Annotated in this window: 17 protein-coding genes and 1 pseudogene; 9 read left to right on the plus strand and 9 right to left on the minus strand. The window is 65.4% G+C overall.

All coding sequences use genetic code 11. The features are described from left to right. Positions 1-3: 3 nt before the first annotated feature. Together BMX29_RS10815 and mnmC2 are read right to left on the minus strand one after the other, a co-directional pair. Complete coding sequence (locus BMX29_RS10815) at positions 4-870, minus strand: DMT family transporter (RefSeq protein WP_043845067.1); 867 nt, start codon at positions 868-870, stop codon at positions 4-6. Continuing rightward, the gene (gene mnmC2, locus BMX29_RS10820; RefSeq protein ID WP_092812617.1) at positions 867-1,550 is read right to left on the minus strand and encodes a tRNA (5-methylaminomethyl-2-thiouridine)(34)-methyltransferase MnmC2; all 684 of its coding nucleotides are present in this window, start codon (positions 1,548-1,550) and stop codon (positions 867-869) included. The genes BMX29_RS10815 and mnmC2 overlap by 4 nt, the downstream gene beginning before the upstream one ends. A 40-nt stretch (positions 1,551-1,590) precedes the next feature. Here mnmC2 and BMX29_RS10825 point away from each other — a divergent pair, with 40 nt between their 5' ends. Beyond that, on the plus strand, positions 1,591-2,631 hold the full coding sequence (locus BMX29_RS10825; protein WP_092812620.1) for an NAD(P)/FAD-dependent oxidoreductase: 1,041 nt from the start codon (positions 1,591-1,593) through the stop codon (positions 2,629-2,631). Positions 2,632-2,664: 33 nt separating this feature from the next. Here BMX29_RS10825 and BMX29_RS10830 read toward each other — a convergent pair whose 3' ends face one another. Then, a complete protein-coding gene (locus tag BMX29_RS10830; RefSeq protein ID WP_240092943.1) occupies positions 2,665-3,789 on the minus strand; it encodes a polysaccharide biosynthesis/export family protein in 1,125 nt (374 codons plus the stop codon). A gap of 98 nt (positions 3,790-3,887) precedes the next feature. Between BMX29_RS10830 and BMX29_RS10835 the strand changes: the two genes are divergently transcribed. Together BMX29_RS10835 and BMX29_RS10840 are read left to right on the plus strand one after the other, a co-directional pair. After that, a complete protein-coding gene (locus BMX29_RS10835; RefSeq protein ID WP_092812623.1) occupies positions 3,888-4,745 on the plus strand; it encodes an NAD-dependent epimerase/dehydratase family protein in 858 nt (285 codons plus the stop codon). Continuing rightward, on the plus strand, positions 4,742-5,374 hold the full coding sequence (locus BMX29_RS10840; protein WP_092812626.1) for a sugar transferase: 633 nt from the start codon (positions 4,742-4,744) through the stop codon (positions 5,372-5,374). Before BMX29_RS10835 ends, BMX29_RS10840 begins: the two co-directional genes overlap by 4 nt. Here BMX29_RS10840 and BMX29_RS10845 read toward each other — a convergent pair. Both BMX29_RS10845 and BMX29_RS10850 read right to left on the minus strand, forming a co-directional pair. Beyond that, on the minus strand, positions 5,356-6,033 hold the full coding sequence (locus BMX29_RS10845; protein ID WP_175471175.1) for a YjbF family lipoprotein: 678 nt from the start codon (positions 6,031-6,033) through the stop codon (positions 5,356-5,358). The two genes, BMX29_RS10840 and BMX29_RS10845, sit on opposite strands and share 19 nt — an antisense overlap. A gap of 2 nt (positions 6,034-6,035) precedes the next feature. Next, positions 6,036-8,180, minus strand: a complete 2,145-nt coding sequence (locus tag BMX29_RS10850; protein WP_092812632.1) for a YjbH domain-containing protein — start codon at positions 8,178-8,180, stop codon at positions 6,036-6,038. A 243-nt stretch (positions 8,181-8,423) separates the two neighbouring features. Here BMX29_RS10850 and BMX29_RS18810 point away from each other — a divergent pair. Next, a pseudogene (locus BMX29_RS18810) lies at positions 8,424-8,516 on the plus strand (chemotaxis protein MotB); the annotation flags it as partial. Between the two features lie 202 nt (positions 8,517-8,718). On the opposite strand, the gene flgN reads toward BMX29_RS18810, so the two are convergent. After that, positions 8,719-9,075, minus strand: a complete 357-nt coding sequence (gene flgN / locus BMX29_RS18815; RefSeq protein ID WP_139196979.1) for a flagellar export chaperone FlgN — start codon at positions 9,073-9,075, stop codon at positions 8,719-8,721. Then, positions 9,020-9,367, minus strand: a complete 348-nt coding sequence (locus tag BMX29_RS19815; protein WP_342342387.1) for a rod-binding protein — start codon at positions 9,365-9,367, stop codon at positions 9,020-9,022. Before BMX29_RS19815 ends, flgN begins: the two co-directional genes overlap by 56 nt. A gap of 808 nt (positions 9,368-10,175) precedes the next feature. Here BMX29_RS19815 and BMX29_RS10865 point away from each other — a divergent pair. Together BMX29_RS10865 and BMX29_RS10870 are read left to right on the plus strand one after the other, a co-directional pair. Further along, entirely contained in the window at positions 10,176-11,861 is a 1,686-nt protein-coding gene (locus BMX29_RS10865; protein WP_139196981.1) for a flagellar hook-length control protein FliK, read from the plus strand. A gap of 10 nt (positions 11,862-11,871) precedes the next feature. After that, positions 11,872-12,555 carry a flagellar hook capping FlgD N-terminal domain-containing protein gene (locus BMX29_RS10870; protein WP_092812641.1) on the plus strand — a complete coding sequence of 228 codons (684 nt, stop codon included), beginning with the start codon at positions 11,872-11,874 and terminating at the stop codon, positions 12,553-12,555. Between the two features lie 11 nt (positions 12,556-12,566). On the opposite strand, the gene ubiB is transcribed toward BMX29_RS10870, so the two are convergent. Further along, entirely contained in the window at positions 12,567-14,099 is a 1,533-nt protein-coding gene (gene ubiB, locus BMX29_RS10875; RefSeq protein WP_092812644.1) for a 2-polyprenylphenol 6-hydroxylase, read from the minus strand. 3 nt (positions 14,100-14,102) lie between these two features. Continuing rightward, complete coding sequence (gene ubiE / locus BMX29_RS10880; RefSeq protein WP_043845058.1) at positions 14,103-14,855, minus strand: bifunctional demethylmenaquinone methyltransferase/2-methoxy-6-polyprenyl-1,4-benzoquinol methylase UbiE; 753 nt, start codon at positions 14,853-14,855, stop codon at positions 14,103-14,105. Positions 14,856-14,956: 101 nt separating this feature from the next. Between ubiE and mutM the strand changes: the two genes are divergently transcribed. The 3 genes from mutM to rpsT all read left to right on the plus strand — a co-directional run bounded on the left by mutM (position 14,957) and on the right by rpsT (position 17,088). Next, positions 14,957-15,808: a bifunctional DNA-formamidopyrimidine glycosylase/DNA-(apurinic or apyrimidinic site) lyase gene (gene mutM / locus BMX29_RS10885; protein WP_043845056.1), complete on the plus strand. Its 852-nt coding sequence runs from the start codon at positions 14,957-14,959 to the stop codon at positions 15,806-15,808. 66 nt (positions 15,809-15,874) lie between these two features. Further along, the gene (locus BMX29_RS10890) at positions 15,875-16,651 is read left to right on the plus strand and encodes an enoyl-CoA hydratase (protein WP_043845054.1); all 777 of its coding nucleotides are present in this window, start codon (positions 15,875-15,877) and stop codon (positions 16,649-16,651) included. Positions 16,652-16,821: 170 nt separating this feature from the next. Beyond that, entirely contained in the window at positions 16,822-17,088 is a 267-nt protein-coding gene (gene rpsT / locus BMX29_RS10895; protein ID WP_092812647.1) for a 30S ribosomal protein S20, read from the plus strand. The last annotated feature ends 358 nt before the right edge of the window (positions 17,089-17,446 follow it).

Consider the following 17,446-nt stretch of genomic DNA (forward strand, 5'->3'; position numbering starts at 1 on the left):
GGCTCAGCGGGCGCGCCGCTCGCGCCAGAAGGTGAAGAGCCCGGCGCCCACGATGATGGTCGCACCCACCACCACGTTCGTCCGCAGCGTCTCGTCAAAGACCAGAAGGCCGAGCGCCGAGGCGAACACGAGTTGCAGGTAGGCGAAGGGCTGGACCGCGCCAGCCTCGGCGACCTCGTAAACCTTGATGAGCGTGAAGTGCCCGAGCGCACCGGTGAGGCACAGGACAGCCATCAGCGCCCAGTCGGGGCCGGTCATCGGCTCCCAGAACCACGCGCCGATCAGGGTCGCCACCACGGACCCGACGGTCCCGGTCCAGAAGAACGAGGTCGCGGCGTCGTCCTTGCGTGCCACGTAACGGTTCAGGAGACCGTAGACCGCGAACATCAGCGCGGCCAGCAGGGGGATCGCCGCGTAGGGCGAGAAGACCCCGCCCGAGGGCTGCAGCACGATGATGACGCCGACGAAGCCCACTCCCGTCGCGGTCCAGCGCCGCCAGCCCATGGTCTCGCCCAGCACGGGACCGGACAGCGCGCCGATCAGGAGCGGGTAGCAGGCGAAGACCGCGTGGCTCTCGACGAGGCCGAGAAACACGAAGCCGAGGATCATCACCATGATCTCGAGGGCCAGGAGCACCCCCCGGAAGGCCTGCAGGAACGGTTGTTCCGTCGCCGCCGCGTTGCGGATGCTGCCTGCCTGGCGGCGCGCAATGGCGATGACGAAGGCCGCGAAGAACCAGTAGCGGATCATCACCACCATCCAGACGTTGTAGCTGTCCGCGAGGTAGCGAGAGAGGCCGTCCTGCATCGCGAAGATGAACGTCGTGGTGACCATCAGCGCGATGCCGAGGCGGGTGTCATTGCGGGTCATGGAGTGCCTTGCGCGTCTTCGCTGCGGATCGCCACCGTCATGTGGCGCTTTCGGCCGTATCCCGGCTGCCGCCGGGTCACAAGGCCTGCCGCATCGAGCGCCCGGCGCACGAAACCGGCCGCCGTGTAGGTCGCGGCGGTGCCGCCTCGGGCCGTGTGCCGCGCGACCTCGGCCATGAGGTCCGGCGACCAGAGCTCGGGATTCTTGGCGGGGGAGAAGCCGTCGAGGAACCACGCGTCGGCGCATCCCTCCCACCGAGGTAAGGTTTCACGCGCGTCGCCCTCGACCAGCGTGAACACGAGGTCCGGCAGCTCGATCCGTGACTGTCCCCAGTGTGGCGCGAGGTCCGCGGCAATCCCGGCCAGTTCGGGGAACGTCGCCTGCGCGCGGATCATGTCGGCGGGTGGCAGAGGGTAGGCCTCGAAGCTGGTGACGTGCAGGCGGCCGTCTTGGCCGGTGGCCCGCCACAGGTCCAGGACCGCGAGCAGGTTCAGCCCGGTGCCGAAGCCCAGCTCTGCCACGTGAAAGCCGGGCCGGAACCTGTCGGGCAAGCCGTTTCCGGCAAGAAAGGTGTGCCGCGTCTCGGCGAGGCCGTCGTCGAGCGAATAGTAGGGGTCGTCGAAGCGGCGCGAGACCGGCACGCGGTCGTCCCGCCAGTCGAGCTCGGGCTGGTCGGTCATGGCGTCACGCTTTAGGTGCTGCGGCGACCAAGCGGAAGGGATGACGGGCATGGATGTAACGGTCAAGGGCGCGGGTATCTTCGGACTGAGCGTGGCGTGGTCCTGCGTGCGCCGCGGGGCGCGGGTGCGCGTGGTCGATCCTGGGGGCGTCGGCGCCGGGTCGTCCGGCGGCATCGTCGGCGCGCTGGCCCCGCATGTGCCCGAGCAGTGGAACGAGAAGAAGGCGTTCCAGCTCGACAGCCTGCTGATGGCCGAGGCGCTCTGGCGCGACGTGGCCGGGACCGGCGGCGTCGATACAGGCTACGCGAGACTCGGCCGCTTGCAGCCGGTCGAAGACGGCCTACCGCTGGAGCTGGCGCGTGCCCGGGCCGACAGCGCGGCGCAGCTCTGGGGCGATGCCGCGCGGTGGGAGGTGATCCCGATGGACGAGGGCGGGCTTTTTGCTCCGGTGTCGCCATCGGGCTGGCTGATCCGGGACACGCTCTCGGCCCGCATCCACCCCCGCCGCGCCTGCGAGGCGCTCGCGGCGGCGTTGCGGGTGCAGGGCGTCGAGATCGTGTCGGAGGCACCGGACCGCGGCGCCGTGATCTGGGCGACCGGCTGGCAGGGGCTGGCGGCGGTGACGAACGACGCCGGACGTGCCGTGGGCACCGGGGTGAAGGGGCAGGCGGTGCTCCTGCGCCACGATGCCGGAGAGGTGCCGCAGGTCTTTGCCGGCGGACTGCACGTCATTCCCCACGCCGATGGCACCGTGGCCGTGGGCTCGACCAGCGAGCGGGATTTCGACGATCCGACCTCGGTGGACGCGCAGGCCGACGCCCTGGTCGACAGGGCGGTCGAGGTGCTGCCGCTGCTGGCCGGCGCCGAGGTCGTCGAACGCTGGGCCGGCGTGCGGCCGCGGGCGCGCAGCCGGGCGCCGCTTCTTGGAGAGTGGCCGGGCCGCGCGGGTCACTTTCTCGCCAATGGCGGGTTCAAGATCGGGTTCGGGATGGCGCCCAAGGTGGGCGAGGTCATGGCCGAGCTGGTGCTCGAGGGCCGCGACACGATTCCCGAAGGCTTCCGCGTCGCGGCATCGCTGTAGTGCGCCGGGGCGTCAAAGCGCCCCGGGCCCGGATCAGATCCCGCTCGCCGTGGTCGAGACCTGCCGCGTCAGACCGAGCGCGGAGCCAAACAGGCTGAAGATCGTCTGCGTCCGGGTGACCGGCGATTCGGTCGCGAGCACCGTGTCGTCGGGGAAGATGTTGAAGTTCCGCGCGGCAAAGAGGCCATCCGCCGAGGTCAGGTCGAACGCGAAGATCACCTGGCGCCGGTTCGGTCCCGTGCCGTCGGCCCGCAGCGCAGCAGATGAGTATTCCCGCAGAACCAGCACACCCTGCGGATCGGCGCGCGAATCCTGCAGGCCCCGCATGAGTGCCATCGCCTCGATCGCCGAGACCCGCGGCTTCGGGAACGAGATCAGGTCCTCGGTGCCCGACGCACCGAGCGCGGTGAACGTGCGGTCGTCCTCGTCCACCACGACGATGTCGCGCGGCCGCAACGTGGTGTTTCGCGCGCCTGAGCTGAACAGGTCCTTGGCGAAGATCTCGTAGGTGGAGCCGCCGCGCAGCAGCTTGACCACCGGGTTCTCGAACGCGTTCACGATGCCGCCACCGGCGGAGATCAGGCTCATGATCGAGTAGTTGCGCGACGGCATGGGGTAGGTGCCCGGCCGCGCCACGCCGCCGGCGAGGTCGACCGAGTTGCCCTGGCCTTCCTGCACCGTCAGCAGAACCTGCGCCGACGGCACGACGACCTCCATCTGGCGCTGGATGGTCTGCCGCGCGCCCGAGGGCGACAGGCCGGCCACGCGGACGTTGTTCACGTAGGGCACGAAGATCATGCCGTTGTTGTCGACTTCGAGCCCCTGCAAACGCGTCGAGGTCTCGGCCGCGTTGGTGAGCAGAGAATTTTCCTCGGCGTCGTAGATCGTCAGGTCGATCATGTCGCCGGTGGCGATCATCGTGGTGTCCGGAGCGCCGGTCTTGCCGACCCAGCTGAACGACCGGAAGCCGCCGGTGGCGGGCCAGGTCTCGATCGCGGCCATGTTGGCGCGCGTGACCGGCACGACCTGGAAGGTCGGCGTCTGGCTGTTCTGTTCGGAGAGCACCTCGGATTGCAGCGCCGCCCCGCGCGGAAGGCTGCACGCCGCGAGAAGCACCAGCGCAAACAGCGCGGCGATCCGTCTGACTTGGTTCGTCACTGCACCATCCCCCGGAATTGCCGACCGCGTCACTTTATTAGACGCCTGTGCCGGTGTTAAACAGACGGCCGGTAATTTCCAGAGCGAATGGACCAAAAATGTCTCAGGACGGCGGACGTACGCCGGAGATTCTGCTGCTTGGCGCCTCGGGCAAGGTCGGCACTCTCCTGCGCGATAGCTGGGCCGGGGCCGTCGGCGAGGCCGCGCGGCTGGTGCCGGTGGCGCGCGACGGGCGCGCGGGCCTGCACTGGGCGCCGGGCGATCCGCTCGACCGGCTGCCGCGGGTCGATGCGGTCGCCGCACTCTGGGGCGTGACCCCGGGGCCGGGACGCGACCTCGCCGACAATACCCGGCTTGCGCTCCTGGCGCAGGAGATCGGCGCTGCGACCGGGGCGCGGGTGGTCCTCCACGCCTCGTCCGGAGCGGTCTATCGTCCCGGCCTTGACCCGCTGCGGGAGGAGGACGGCCCCGACCCCGTCTCGCTCTACGGCGCGGCAAAGGCCGAGATGGAAGCGGCGCTGGCCGGTGCACGAGGACCGCGCGCGGTCTGCCTGCGGATCGGGAACGTGGCAGGCGCCGACAGCCTTTTCGCCGCGATGGCGCAGGGCGGCACGGTGACGCTGGACCGGTTTCCGGACGGGCAGGGGCCGCGGCGCAGCTACCTTGATCCGGCGGACCTCGCCCGGATTCTCGCGGCGCTGGCTTCGGCGGACGCGCAGAGCCTCTCGCCGGTTCTGAACACAGCAGCGCCCGTGGCGACGCCGATGGCGGACATCGCCCGCGCCGCGGGGCGCGCGGTTGCCTGGCGCGAGGCGCCCGAAGGCGCTGCGGCCTGCGTGGCGCTGGACACCGAACGGCTTTCGCGCCATTGCCCGCTCGATTACGCGGCGGCCTCCCCCGCGCGGCTTGCGCGCTACGCCCCCGCCCTCGATTCCGCTACGGAGCAGACCTCATGAGTGCCGCCAAGCGGGTTTTCGACATCGCCGGTGCCCTGTTCCTCGGCCTGCTGCTGTCGCCCCTGATCGTCGGGATCGCGCTGTCCATCCTGCTGCGGGACGGTCGCCCGATCCTCTACCGCGCCGAGCGCATGAAGACGCCGGAGCAGGGCTTTCTGCTGTGGAAGTTCCGTACCATGCGGACGGACAAGGCGGATCGCGGCGTGTCCGGCGGCGACAAGGCCAGCCGGATCACCGCGACCGGGCGCGTCCTGCGGCAAACCCGGTTGGACGAGCTGCCGCAGCTCTGGAACATCCTGCGCGGCGACATCAGCTTTGTCGGTCCACGGCCGCCCCTGCGCCGCTACGTCGAGCTGTTTCCCGACCTCTATGCCGAGGTTCTGCAGGTCCGGCCGGGTGTCACGGGACTTGCCACGCTGGCCTATCACGGTACCGAAGAGCGCCTGCTTCAGGCCTGCCGCACTCCCGAGGAAACCGAGGCCGTGTATTGCCGCCGCTGCGTGCCCCGAAAGGCCCGGCTCGACGGCATCTACGCGCAGAACCGGTCGTTCTGCTACGACCTACGGCTGATGGTGGCGACGGTCTGGCGCAAGCTGCCGCTCGGGCGCCGTCAGCGCAGCGTGCGGTAGGTCAGCGTCTCGGTCAGCTGGCCGAACCACTGCTCGCCCGACAGCACGTAGCCATCCGAAGACACCACGTACCTGGACACGTGATCTGGGCCGGTCTCGCTGACGCAATGCACCTCGACGGCCGTTGCGTTGCCGTTGATCTCGCCCGCCACGTAGTCGGTGGCGCCGCGTGGAAGCACATTGCAGGTATAGTTGTAGACGATGGTGTCGTTGTCGCCCGACAGGAACCGCATGACGTAGGGTGCGGTGCCTTGCTGACGCGCGCGGATCAGCGGCAGGAGCGCGTCCTCGTCCGAGGACATCAGGTCGCCGCCGAGGCCGCGGCTCTGCACCGCGAAACCGTTGCGAAAGACGACGTTCTGCCCGCCGGCGCTGGCCCACGTCACGTAGTCGCCGTTCTGGCCGATGGGTGCGATCAGGGCCTGCCCGCCGCGATTGCCGACCTCGAGAAAGCGGATCGGGCCCGGCACCGTGGCAAGGCTCTGGCGGATCTGCGCCTCGCTCAAGGGCGGCGGGTTTGCGTTGGACAGCTTGGCCCGCAGCTCACCGAACACGTCGAGCGCGTTCACCGATTCCTTCTCGGTCGAGCAGGCGGCCAGCAGGCCAGCGGCCGCCAGCGCCGCGATGGCGCGCCGGCGGAGGGTCTTGGTCGGGCGCATTGTCATCTCCAGAACCGTCCCCAGGTCTTTGCCATCTCGGGCTGGTGGTCGCTGCGGACGCGGCCGTAGAGGCGTCCGCCCACGCCAAGCTTGGCGCCGCCGTCACGCGTGATCGGCGAGATCGTGATGTTCTCGGCGCGGCGCGAGGGCGAGCCCAGCGCCCAGTTGAGCGGGATCGAAATACGGATGCCCTTGTCGAACGAGCCCTCGCCGAACTCGTCGGCGCTGACGTCGGTCTTGGTGGCGTAGGCCCCCACGCGCCAGCCGTTGGCGAACTCGCGGTTGACCGAAAGCGTCGCGCCGACATCGCCGGCAAGGTAGCTGCCCACGTCAAGCTGCGTGTGGAAGCCGTAGCCAAGGTCGTAATAGGCCGAGACGTGGCCGTTGAACTCGGGGATCTCGCCCGAGGGCGTCATGTTCGACTGGATGCCGAAGCCCTGGTCGAAATCGCGGCGCCGGACGTAGTTCAGCTCTGCACCGAGGCCGAGACGGCTGTCCACGGGCTTCCACAGAAGCTCGCCCGAGACGCCGGCATACATGCGCTCGAGGTAGCCAGCGGTCACGCGGCTGTAGAGGTCCTTTCCGGGCCGCCCGTAATGGGCCAGTGTCAGCCGGTCGAGCGAGGTGTCCGATTCCCGCGCATAGAGCGGCGCCGCCGTGCGCACGGCCGGCAGCTGGGTGTCGGCGCTGTAGGTGGCCTCGTCGATGGTGCCACCGAGGCGCTGCGACACGGCGCCCGCAAGCTCCAGTCCCGGGGCAATCTCGAGCGAGGCCGACAGGCGCGCGCCGTAGTCGGTGCGCAGCGGGTCGTCGGGATCGAAGGCCGAGTAGCGGAAGTAGGGCGCCAGCGACCAATTGAACTTGGGATACTGGTCGGCAAAGACCGGCGGTGTGCGGCCGATCGCATCGACCACCGCAACGCGGTCATAGATCGCGTCCGCCGCGTCGAATTCCAGCCGCTCGAGATCGCCGCGGCGGATCACCACGGCCGAGGAGGGCACGCCCCCCGTGGTCGGCACGATCACGAACTCCGAGATCGAATCCGGCAGCGCCCGCGACATCAGGCGCGCCGTGCGCCCGATCGCCTGCGGCGCGGCGTTGTAGCGACGGTTGATGATCCGCGCGGTGGCCCGGTCGGCCTCCAGCGACAGACCTTCCAGCGTGATGCCCTGATCGTCGAGCGCCTCGCCGAGGGCCTCACGCACCTGCATCTGACGGGCGGGCTGGGTGGTCCAGCCCAGGTCGGCGGCCTGATCGGCGCGCCGCGGCGACACCGGCACCGGCGCGGTCTCGTTGCCGCCCGGAACCGGAGCGGTGCGCGGGTTCGTCAGGACGGTGAACTGCGCGCCGATCTCGCTGCCATAGGCATAGTAGAGCGACAGCTGGTTGCCGTTGCGGAAGACGTAGTCGCCGCCGACGCTCCACGGCGATTTCCGGTCGAAGCCGGTCGCGCGCGTGGTCTCGAGTTCGTAGTCGTCCGAGGAGTATTCGACCTTCATGCGCAAGTTGTCGGTCATGTCCCACGACAGGCCGCCGAAGGCCGCCGCGTCGCCTCGGAAGAATCGTTCGTAGTCGGCTGTGCCGCCGCGACCGACGTCGTTGGACGGGCGCGTGCCGGTGCTGCCGAAGGACTGGTAGCTGCCGAGCCGGCCCCAGCCGACGCCGCCGGTCACGCGGACGCCGGGGAAGATCTCCTTCGTGGCGACGACGTATTCCGCGCCGTAGAGACCGGTGCCGATGAAGTCCTGCAGACCCACCGAAAGGTCGGGCAGGTAGGTGCCTTCCTTCAGCAGCTGAAAGCGCAAATCGAAGCTGCGGTCGTAGTAGTCGCCGTCGCGATTGCCGGGCAGGTTCGAATTCTCGAGCAGGCTGTAACGGAAGCTGCCGATGACGCGCGGTAGGACCTGAAAGCTCAGCGTCGCGCGCGTCGTGGTGCCGAAATGCGAAACGGTCGCGCCGAAGCTCGCATCCGGCGCCATCTCGGCCGTGGGCATGTCCACGAGGCCCGGCAGGCCGTAGGCGTTGAAGCTCGGCACACGCTCCTGCGGATATTGCAGCAGTGGCGGCGACAGCTGCTCCTGCCCCTGTGCCGAGGCGGTGCCCGCCGAGATGGAACAGACCACGAGCGCCATCGCCGTCGTCTGCATGATCCCTCTTGCCCTCATCGCGTGCCCTCGTCCGCCCGTTCCGGTGTCGACTGCCCTTCTATCGGGGATTGACCGAAGCTGTCCATGCGTCCCGGAAAGACCGTGTTAACCGTGCACTCATTTTGCCGCGCGGATCCGGCGCCCGCGCCGCAGTTTGAGCCCATTTCCGCGATCAATAGGCCCCGTGAGGCCGGGGCGCGTCCCCGGCACTGGGTGAACGTGACGAGTGGGAGCTTGGGGCCAATGGCAGGCAACGCAGACGGTGCGCCGATCATCATCAAGAAGAAGAAGATCGTCGGTGGCGATGGCCATCACGGCGGCGCCTGGAAGGTCGCCATGGTTCAGACCTTTCGGTTCGGTCACATTTTGCGACGGTGTACAAGCCGCCATGCGGCGGCACTCCAAGGCCGTTCTGACCGTGGCGGACGTGGCTCTTCGCCGACCCGCTTTGTCCTTGCGGACGGGGTGCATACTGCGCGGCGCGAGTTAACACCCGGCTAATGCTCTCGTGGAAAATCTCGACGATTTTATGAGTTTGTTAGGAGCGTTTTTCCAGTCTTCCGGGGGCAATCCTGTCAAGTCGTGAGCTTTGTCCACGCACGTCATAGGTTACGGGGCCGCCTCTGAGTGCGCGAAGTGCCTCGAGACGTGCCGATACCGAGCGGATGCCAGTCAGAGCCTCGTCGAACAGGGTACGATTCGCGCTAATCTTTTTCCTAGTGATCTCGAGTTCCGCGGCCTTCACATTCTCATCGGTCCCGATCGCATGCAGCAACTCACTCTTACGGGCCAGCAGTCTTTCTATCTCGTCAAAATCTCCGTCGATGAGGGCGTCGCGTTCACGGTCGAGTAGGTCCTCGAGTTCCTTGACGCGATGCGTGCAGAGATTGGTCATGGGAGTTCTCCATAAGACTTCTCAAAATATGCTCAGTTAAACCGATGCCCCCATGCTCGGTTAGCGTGCGAGCATGCGCGTCACGAAGCATCGACGCGAACTGTTCCTCGCCCGCTCCACCCCCAAATGATGCTCTCGGTTCGCCGAATTTTGCGGCCCTGAGCATCTCGGAAAGAAAATGAGTTTCGAGGGCTTCGGCCGCTAACTTGCGAGTATTCTGAAGCTTGAGATGTGTTTCGCGGGGCGCGAGGGTGAAATTCGACTTGAGGTGGCTCATGACCAAAGGATGCATGTCTGCGGTAAAAAATCAGTAAGGAAAGAGAGCTATACCTGCCAAAGAGGTGACTTCTGAGGGAGTTCTTGATGGTTGACTACCTATCTGTAAGGGCAGGCTCGCTAAGCACAGCAATGAAGGTAAGCGATGCGGAGAACGCTCGACCTTCCGAGTTTGATAAAATCTTCCAGGGTGGAAATGCTCCAAAGGATAAGCAGTCTGGACACGCGAACGATGACGCCAATCTTTTTGGTTCCCACGAGGGAGGCCCGAAGGAACCTTCCAATCGAGATGACAATGAAACCGCAAGGCCAAACTCTCATATTTTCCGAGTTTGGTCGAACTCGAATTGTTCAATTAGGAGGGGCGGGGGGCATTTACCTATCTCAGGAAATAGAGGTCAGGAAGTACATGACGCCGACCGCGAAAATATTACCTCCGAATTAAGTGCGCTATCGCTCCATCTCGAGGGGGAAGTGGGGGGAGGAGATCACTCTATGCAATTCGCTGAGGGCGTGGGGGTGGTAATTGAGAAAGAGGGTAAATTTTATCTTGTTGCAGCTTCGCTGGAGCGAGGTGCAAGTAGGTTAAGAAGATCTGTGCCGGTCGATATTGGGGAAGGCTTCGCTTCATATCCTTCGATCAAAGGTGAGGGCCCTGATCGTGTCTCATCGCCTTTTTCGGAGTGCGATGCTTTGCATTCCAACTTGGGGGCTTGGTCCGACACCGTACCCTCCAGTCGTGATTTCCCATCCGGCGTGCCAACCTCTAAATGTGTGAACGTTCCTTCTGTCTCGAACGCTAGCGCAATTGGGGGGGAGCTTTCGTGGTATCACGTTTAGAGAATGGATTTCCTGATGAGCATCAGGAAAAAGTGTATAAGTTGCTTGGTGGTTGGGCTCCAGTTATTGGTTCAGCTTCATCGCTCCGGATCGACGGAGTCGATATGAGGGAATGCACTTTCCCCATTTCTGATGATATTTCCCTTAGTGGTCGAGATGCTCGTCCGCTCGGAGAAAAGCTGGAGAATAGATCCGGTTTAAAACCTGTTCACGGTGGATGGCATGAGAGTAGCGGTGAAGACCTTGGTCGATTGGGTCAGGAGCCGCCCGTGAACCATGCGCTTGTGCATTCTCCTCACGCCGCAGATCGTCAAAACCTTGAAATACCCGGGGTGGGGTTAAGCGAAATCGAGCGTCTTTTCCGTCTTGGAAAAATAGAGAGTGAAGGGATCAGGATAAGCTTCTACCGTGGGGGTGAGGCTAAATTAGTTAGCCAGTTGAGAGACACGAAGGTGCAGTGGAGCGAGGCAGCGGGTGCACCTAACAGTGTCACTTCAACTGGATTTATGGAGCGTTCCGAGACTGGATTGGCTCGAGCCGCCAGCGTGCTGGAAGCGGAGCGGGAAGTGTCCGATTTGGACAGACATAGCGCCGTTGTGCTCGAAGAGGGTGCGCAGAAATTTAGGGTTGGCCGAGAGACAGGTGTCTACAGTACTGAAGGTTTGCGTGGTGTCATTGTCAATTCAGTCGCTAGCAATCCTGTAAATATTGGTGATCTGAAGTTGCAGGTTTCTAAAGAGGGGGGTGCGGTTCTGCATCCTGCGCATTCGAGCGATGCTACTGCTGCAGAGTTCGGGGGGCAGGCTTCTTGGGTCAAGGTCCGTCGCCAAGTACCGGGTGATAGGTTTGAAGTTCACGCTGACAGTTCGGATGGCCACAGCGAAATAAACATCGGCGACCGTGCTGGGAAAGCTGTTCCAAATATGCAATTCCACTATGAGAGAAGCCTTCAGGGGGTAGGGGAACGCCACCCGGTCATCGTTTCACCCAAGGTCTCCTCATCCCAAGAAGGCCGGCAGAATGCATCTGCGAGCGTCTCCAGTTCAAGGAGCGACGCAGATTCCACTGAACTGCCGGACAATCAGTTCGACGGATTGGTCAACCAGAAGGCCTTGATTGTCGAAAGCAAAGGGCAAAGTGATCTCAATTCGGCGGACCTGGGCTTGGATCGGTATCCACGCGAAGATGCAATTCACAGTCATGTTTCGTCGAAGCCGGGCGACGCGCCCCACCAAGTTGTCCCCGGGGGTGCGCCGCGCGGGCATGGCATGGCTCCGTCCCAGACGGGACTTGTGATTCAGCAGCTGGTGGACGTGGCCGGGAATCTGAGGGAAGGGCCGGTCGAGGTCACTCTTCGACCGGAAGAGCTTGGACAGGTACGGCTCAAGCTTTCGGGGGGTGACGGAACCCTGGTTGTCCAGATTATTGCCGATCGGCCGGATACGCTGGATTTGCTGCGCCGGCATTCGGACGTGCTCCAACGCGAACTTCACGATGCGGGCTTCGGGGCACTCGATCTGGACTTCGGCGAGCGGGCCGAGCGCGACATGGACAGGGTCCGGTCCTCGAAAGACCACGACGCGGATGGTCAATCGCCGGAGGATGGAGACACGAGAGGCGAAGCGACCTCCGGACAGCCCATGTCGTCAGCGTTGAACCTTTATCTTTGAGGAACTTGCAATGGTTTCAGTGAACCCGAACGGGACCGCCTCGACAGTTGCACCTTCGAGTGCTGCCCCCATGCCGGACGTTGCTGGCCGCGGCAGTGCGCTGGCGTCGGATTTCGATACGTTCCTGAGAATGCTCACGGTTCAGGCCCGGAATCAGGACCCGCTGAACCCGCTGGACGCGACCGACTACGCCACCCAGCTTGCGACGTTCTCCAACGTGGAACAGCAAGTGATGACAAACGATCTGCTCGCCGACATCTCGTCTGCGGTCTCGGGATCCAGGCTCGATACATTGCGATCATGGGTTGGAGCCCAGGTCCTGTCGGAGGCGCCAGCCCGATACGACGGTGGGGACGTTGCGATAAGAACCGTACCGTCCGAGGTCGCCACAAGCGCCGACCTGGTGGTGTCTGACGCGGCGGGACAGGAAATCTTCCGCGGCTTGGTCGATCCGACTGCGGCGACCGTGACCTGGGACGGGACCAGAACCGATGGCACGGTGGCGGGAACGGGGCCGTTCTCCTTCGCTGTCGAGGGGTTTGCCGGGACCGACGCGCTCCCGTCGCAGCCGGCAGCGGTCTACGGGCGTGTTGCGGAGGCTCGATTCGACGAGGGCGGCCGTACTGTGCTGACGCTCGAAAGTGGCGCTGAGGTCAGAGAAGATGACGTAATGGGGATGCGGATCGGAAAGTGATTTCGGGCTCTTTAGAAGAGGCCGACGATGCCCGCGCCCAAGGCTCCGCCGATGCACAGGCCGAGGGTCGTCCAGCCCAGCCGCCAGCGCCACCACGATCCGGTGTCCCGGGTCTGGGTTCGCGATTGCATGATCAGCAAGTCCTCGACGATGCTTGGCAGTCGCGGGCCGAAGCGCGACAGCACCTTGGCGGTCTCGCGCAGGTCGTGCAGCACCGCCTTGGGGCCGATGGAATTGCGAATGTAGTCCTCGACCACCGGCTGCGCGACGCTCCAGATGTTCATGCGCGGATTGAGGGATCTGGCGACGCCCTCGACCACCACCATCGTGCGTTGCAACAGGATCAGCTCGGTGCGTGTCTCCATCCCGAAACGCTCGGTTACCTCGAACAGGTAGGCAAGGAGGCGGGCCATCGAGATCCGGGTGGCGTCCATGCCGAAGATCGGCTCTCCCACGGCTCGCAGCGCTCGGGCGAACTCGTCCCTGTCACGGTCGGCGGGGACATAGCCCGCTTCGAAATGCACTTCTGCCACACGCTCGTAGTCGCGACGGATGAAACCGTAGAGAATCTCGGCGTAGACCCGGCGGGTATACTCGTCGATATGGCCCATGATGCCGAAGTCGATCGCGATGATGTCTCCGTTCGCGGCGACCTTCAGGTTCCCCTGGTGCATGTCGGCGTGGAAGAATCCGTCGCGCAGGGCGTGCTTCAAGAAGAGTTGCAGCACCCTCTCGGACAGTTCGGCCCGATCATGGCCCGCGGCGTCGAGCGCGGCATTGTCGCCCATCGGAACGCCCTCGGCCCAGTCCAGGGTCATGACCCGGCGGGCCGAGCTGAACCAGCGCACCTCGGGCACGCGGAACCCCTCGTCGTCGGCGGTATTCGACGCGAACTGAGAGGCGGACGCGGCTTCGAGGCGCAGGTCCAGCTCGCCCATGACGACGCCCTCGAAGTGCTGGATGACATCCAGCGGCCGGAGGCGACGCGACGACGGGGACAACAATTCGATGGAATTCGCGGCCAGGTAAAATGCGTCGATGTCCTTGCGGAAGGCGCGTTCGACACCCGGACGCAGGACCTTCACCGCCACCGTCTCGCCGGTTTCGGCCAGCGTGGCGCGGTGCACCTGCGCGATCGACGCGGCCGCGATCGGTTCGCTGAATTCCGAGAACAGTTCGTCCGCGGGCATCTCGAGCTCTCGCGACACGGCGGCGAGGGCCTCCTCGCGCGAGAACGGCGGCAGCTTGTCCTGAAGCACCCGCAGTTGGTTGGCGAGGTCGTTGCCCACCAGGTCCGGCCGCGTGGAGAGGATCTGGCCGAACTTGATGTAGGCCGGGCCGAGCGCAGACAGCGCCCGGGTCACCGACGGCATCGACATGTCACCCTCGTGCCCCAGCGGTTTGAACGGCCAGCCGAGCACGCGGGCCGCCATGCGCAGCGGCCGCGGCGCGTCGAAAGCATCGAGCACCACGCGCATGGCGCCGGTGCGTTCGAGCGTGGCGCCGGTGCGGACAAGCCGCCAGATGTTGTGAGGTCCGCGCAAGTCTCAGATCTTCCAGGCCGAATGCAGGCAGGCGATGCCCATGGACAGGTTGCGGTAGCGGGCCTGTTCGAAGCCCACGCCCTCGATCATGCCTAGGAACGTCTCCTGATCCGGAAAGCGACGGATCGATTCGACGAGATACTGGTAGCTGTCGCGGTCGCCCGCCAGCGCCTGGCCCATCGCCGGAATCAGGTTGAACGAATAGCGGTCGTAGGCCCATGCCAGCGCCGGGTTAGGCACCTGGCTGAACTCCAGCACCATTAGCCGGCCGCCCGGCCGCAACACGCGGAACGCCTCGGCCAGTGCCACTTCGGGGCGGGTGACGTTCCGGATGCCGAAACTGATCGTGTAGACGTCGAAGCTGTTGTCGGGGAAGGGCAGCGCCATCGCGTCGCCAACCACCCAGTCGAGCATCCCCGACATCGCCTCGGCCTCGGCCCGGTGGCGTCCGGCCTCGAGCATGCCGGCGGTCAGGTCCAGCACCGTCGCGTGGCCCGAACCCGCGCGCCTGAGGAAGCGGAACGAGATGTCGCCGGTGCCGCCCGCGACGTCCAGCAGGCGCTGTCCGCGCCGCGGTGCGAGCCAGTCCATCATCGCATCCTTCCACAGCCGGTGGATGCCCAGCGACATGGCGTCGTTCATCAGGTCGTAGCGCGAGGCGACCGAGGTGAAGACACCCCGGACCCGTCCGGCCTTGTCGGCCTCGGGAATGTCCTCGAAGCCGAAATGCGTGGTTCGTTCGGTGTTGTCGGTCATGGCCCTTGTCGTCTCTGCGCGCTCTGCCTTCTTATAGGGCGCCGGGGCGCGCGCACAACGCGCCGGCCCGGCAGACCTATACCTACGGAGCCCCGCCGCCCATGCCCGAACTGCCCGAAGTCGAAACGGTCCGCCGCGGTCTCCTGCCGGTGATGGAGGGCGCGCGCATCGAAAAGGCAAGGGTCAATCGGCCGGATCTGCGCTGGCCGTTCCCGCCGCGCATGGCCGAGCGCCTGACCGGAGCGCGGATCGAGAGGCTGGAGCGGCGCTCGAAATACCTGCTTGCCGCGCTCGACACCGGCGAGACGCTGCTCATGCATCTCGGCATGTCGGGGCGCATCCTCGTCTCCGGCGATCCTCTGGGCCACTTCGTTCACGATCATCCCGCGCCGGAAAAGCACGACCACGTGGTATTCGACATGGAGGGCGGGGCGCGCGTCACCTTCAACGACCCCCGCCGCTTCGGCGCGATGGACCTGATGGAGAGCGCGGGGCGGGACGCGCATCCCCTGCTGGCCGCGCTCGGGCCCGAACCGCTGGGCAACGCGTTCTCCGAGCCGCATCTCGTCGCGGCGCTCGAGGGCCGGAACACGCCGATCAAGTCGGCGCTGCTCGACCAGAAGATCGTCGCGGGGCTGGGCAATATCTATGTGTGCGAGGCGCTGTTCCGCACGGGGATCCACCCCGCGCGCAGGGCCGGGCGGCTTTCGGCACGGCGCCGGGCGTCTCTGGTGCCGGCGATCCGCGACGTCCTGTCGGATGCAATCGCAGCGGGGGGATCGTCGTTGCGGGACTACCGCCGCGCGGACGGCGAACTGGGTTATTTCCAGCACAGTTTCGACGTGTATGGGCGCGAGGGTGCGCCGTGCCGCCGCGACGGCTGCGACGGCACCGTGCGACGCATCGTCCAGTCGGGGCGGTCGTCCTTCTACTGCGCGCGGTGCCAAAGATAGCTTGATCGGCAGGGGACAAGTGATAAGCGTTCCCAACCTGACCGTTACAATTCGGAGCCGTGTTACATGGCCTATGAGACGATCATCGTCGAAGTAGAAGACCACGTCGCCGTCATTAAGCTGAACCGCCCGGACGCGCTCAATGCGTTGAATTCGCAGCTCCTGGGCGAGCTGGCCTCGGCTCTGAAGGATGCCAGCGCCAACGAGAAGGTGCGGTGCATCGTGCTCACCGGTTCGGCCAAGGCCTTTGCCGCGGGCGCCGACATCAAGGAGATGTCCGAGAAGTCCTTCGTCGACGTGTTCACGCAGGATCTCTTCGGCAACGAGGCCACTGCGATCCTGGACGTGCGCAAGCCGGTGATCGCCGCCGTGGCGGGCTATGCCCTCGGCGGTGGCTGCGAGCTGGCGATGATGTGCGACTTCATCATCGCGGCCGACAACGCCAAGTTCGGCCAGCCCGAGATCAACCTCGGCGTCGTCGCCGGTATCGGCGGCACCCAGCGCCTGACGCGCGCGGTCGGCAAGTCCAAGAGCATGGACATGCACCTGACCGGCCGCTTCATGGATGCCAATGAGGCCGAGCGCGCGGGGATCGTAAGCCGTGTGGTCCCGGCCAAGAGCCTGATGGAAGAGGCGCTCGCCGCCGCGGGCAAGATCGCCGAGAAGTCGATGATCACATCGCGCGCGGTGAAGGAGGCGGTGAACCGGTCCTTCGAGACGCCGCTGGCCGAGGGCCTGCTGTTCGAACGCCGCCTGTTCCACGCCATGTTCGCCTGCGAGGATCAGAAGGAGGGCATGGGGGCCTTCCTCGAAAAGCGGGCACCGCAGTTCCGCGACCGCTGAGCCGCCGCGCCGCGGCAATTCCCTCTTGGCAAGTGGGGCGCGGTGATGTAAGCGCGCCCCTTACATGCGCGTGCGGCCCGCTCTGGCCAGAATCGTTCCGGACGTCCCGAGCCGGAGTGTGGTGCATTCGCGCGACGACATTCCGAACTCGAACGACGAGGACCGATCACATGGCCAACACGGCACAATCCAAGAAGCGCGCGCGCCAGAACGAGACCCGTTACGCGGTCAACAAGGCCCGCCGCTCGCGAATCCGCACCTATCTCCGCAAAGTCGAGGAAGCGATCGCTTCCGGCGACAAGGACGCCGCCCAGGCCGCTCTCCGCGCCGCTCAGCCCGAGCTGATGCGCGGCGTCACCAAAGGCGTCTTTCACAAGAACACGGCCGCGCGGAAGATGTCGCGCCTGTCGTCGCGGGTGAGAGCGCTCGGCGCGTAAGCGTCAAAATATAGCGAAATTTCTGAAGGGCCCCACGATATGTGGGGCCCTTTTTGCGTGTGTGTCTTTCTTGTCCACCGCCAGCGATTCTTTTGGGGTGGAGTCCTGAGTCAACGATCAGTTTGAGTTGAAGCACCCGGCGGTCTTGGTAGTTTGTCCCGGCGAGTCACATTCGCTCTGGGGGGACACGGTCCGCAGGCACGCTCATCCATGCGATGACTGGTCGCGCGGTGTCGGATACGGGGGTTGCGACCCAAGTCCGACAGTGCACGCTGCTGCTGCCGCCTTGTCCGTAATAGTGGTGAACCGAAGAATCGGTGGCGTCCGCATCAGTGCGGGCGGCCGGCGAGCTTTGGTC

It is taken from the genome of Roseivivax marinus (genome assembly GCF_900109705.1).
Taxonomy (GTDB): Bacteria; Pseudomonadota; Alphaproteobacteria; order Rhodobacterales; family Rhodobacteraceae; genus Roseivivax; species Roseivivax marinus.

What these genes read in the sequence shown, in the direction of transcription:
- ubiE (WP_043845058.1), bottom strand. Translation starts at nt 14,855, where the DNA reads ATGACCGACAACACCGAACGAACCACGCATTTCGGCTTCGAGGACATT.
- rpsT (WP_092812647.1), top strand. Translation starts at nt 16,822, where the DNA reads ATGGCCAACACGGCACAATCCAAGAAGCGCGCGCGCCAGAACGAGACC.
- BMX29_RS10845 (WP_175471175.1), bottom strand. Translation starts at nt 6,033, where the DNA reads ATGCGCCCGACCAAGACCCTCCGCCGGCGCGCCATCGCGGCGCTGGCG.
- BMX29_RS10890 (WP_043845054.1), top strand. Translation starts at nt 15,875, where the DNA reads ATGGCCTATGAGACGATCATCGTCGAAGTAGAAGACCACGTCGCCGTC.
- BMX29_RS19815 (WP_342342387.1), bottom strand. Translation starts at nt 9,367, where the DNA reads ATGCATCCTTTGGTCATGAGCCACCTCAAGTCGAATTTCACCCTCGCG.
- BMX29_RS10825 (WP_092812620.1), top strand. Translation starts at nt 1,591, where the DNA reads ATGACGGGCATGGATGTAACGGTCAAGGGCGCGGGTATCTTCGGACTG.
- mnmC2 (WP_092812617.1), bottom strand. Translation starts at nt 1,550, where the DNA reads ATGACCGACCAGCCCGAGCTCGACTGGCGGGACGACCGCGTGCCGGTC.
- BMX29_RS10835 (WP_092812623.1), top strand. Translation starts at nt 3,888, where the DNA reads ATGTCTCAGGACGGCGGACGTACGCCGGAGATTCTGCTGCTTGGCGCC.
- BMX29_RS10870 (WP_092812641.1), top strand. Translation starts at nt 11,872, where the DNA reads ATGGTTTCAGTGAACCCGAACGGGACCGCCTCGACAGTTGCACCTTCG.
- BMX29_RS10815 (WP_043845067.1), bottom strand. Translation starts at nt 870, where the DNA reads ATGACCCGCAATGACACCCGCCTCGGCATCGCGCTGATGGTCACCACG.
- BMX29_RS10850 (WP_092812632.1), bottom strand. Translation starts at nt 8,180, where the DNA reads ATGCAGACGACGGCGATGGCGCTCGTGGTCTGTTCCATCTCGGCGGGC.
- flgN (WP_139196979.1), bottom strand. Translation starts at nt 9,075, where the DNA reads ATGACCAATCTCTGCACGCATCGCGTCAAGGAACTCGAGGACCTACTC.
- BMX29_RS10840 (WP_092812626.1), top strand. Translation starts at nt 4,742, where the DNA reads ATGAGTGCCGCCAAGCGGGTTTTCGACATCGCCGGTGCCCTGTTCCTC.
- mutM (WP_043845056.1), top strand. Translation starts at nt 14,957, where the DNA reads ATGCCCGAACTGCCCGAAGTCGAAACGGTCCGCCGCGGTCTCCTGCCG.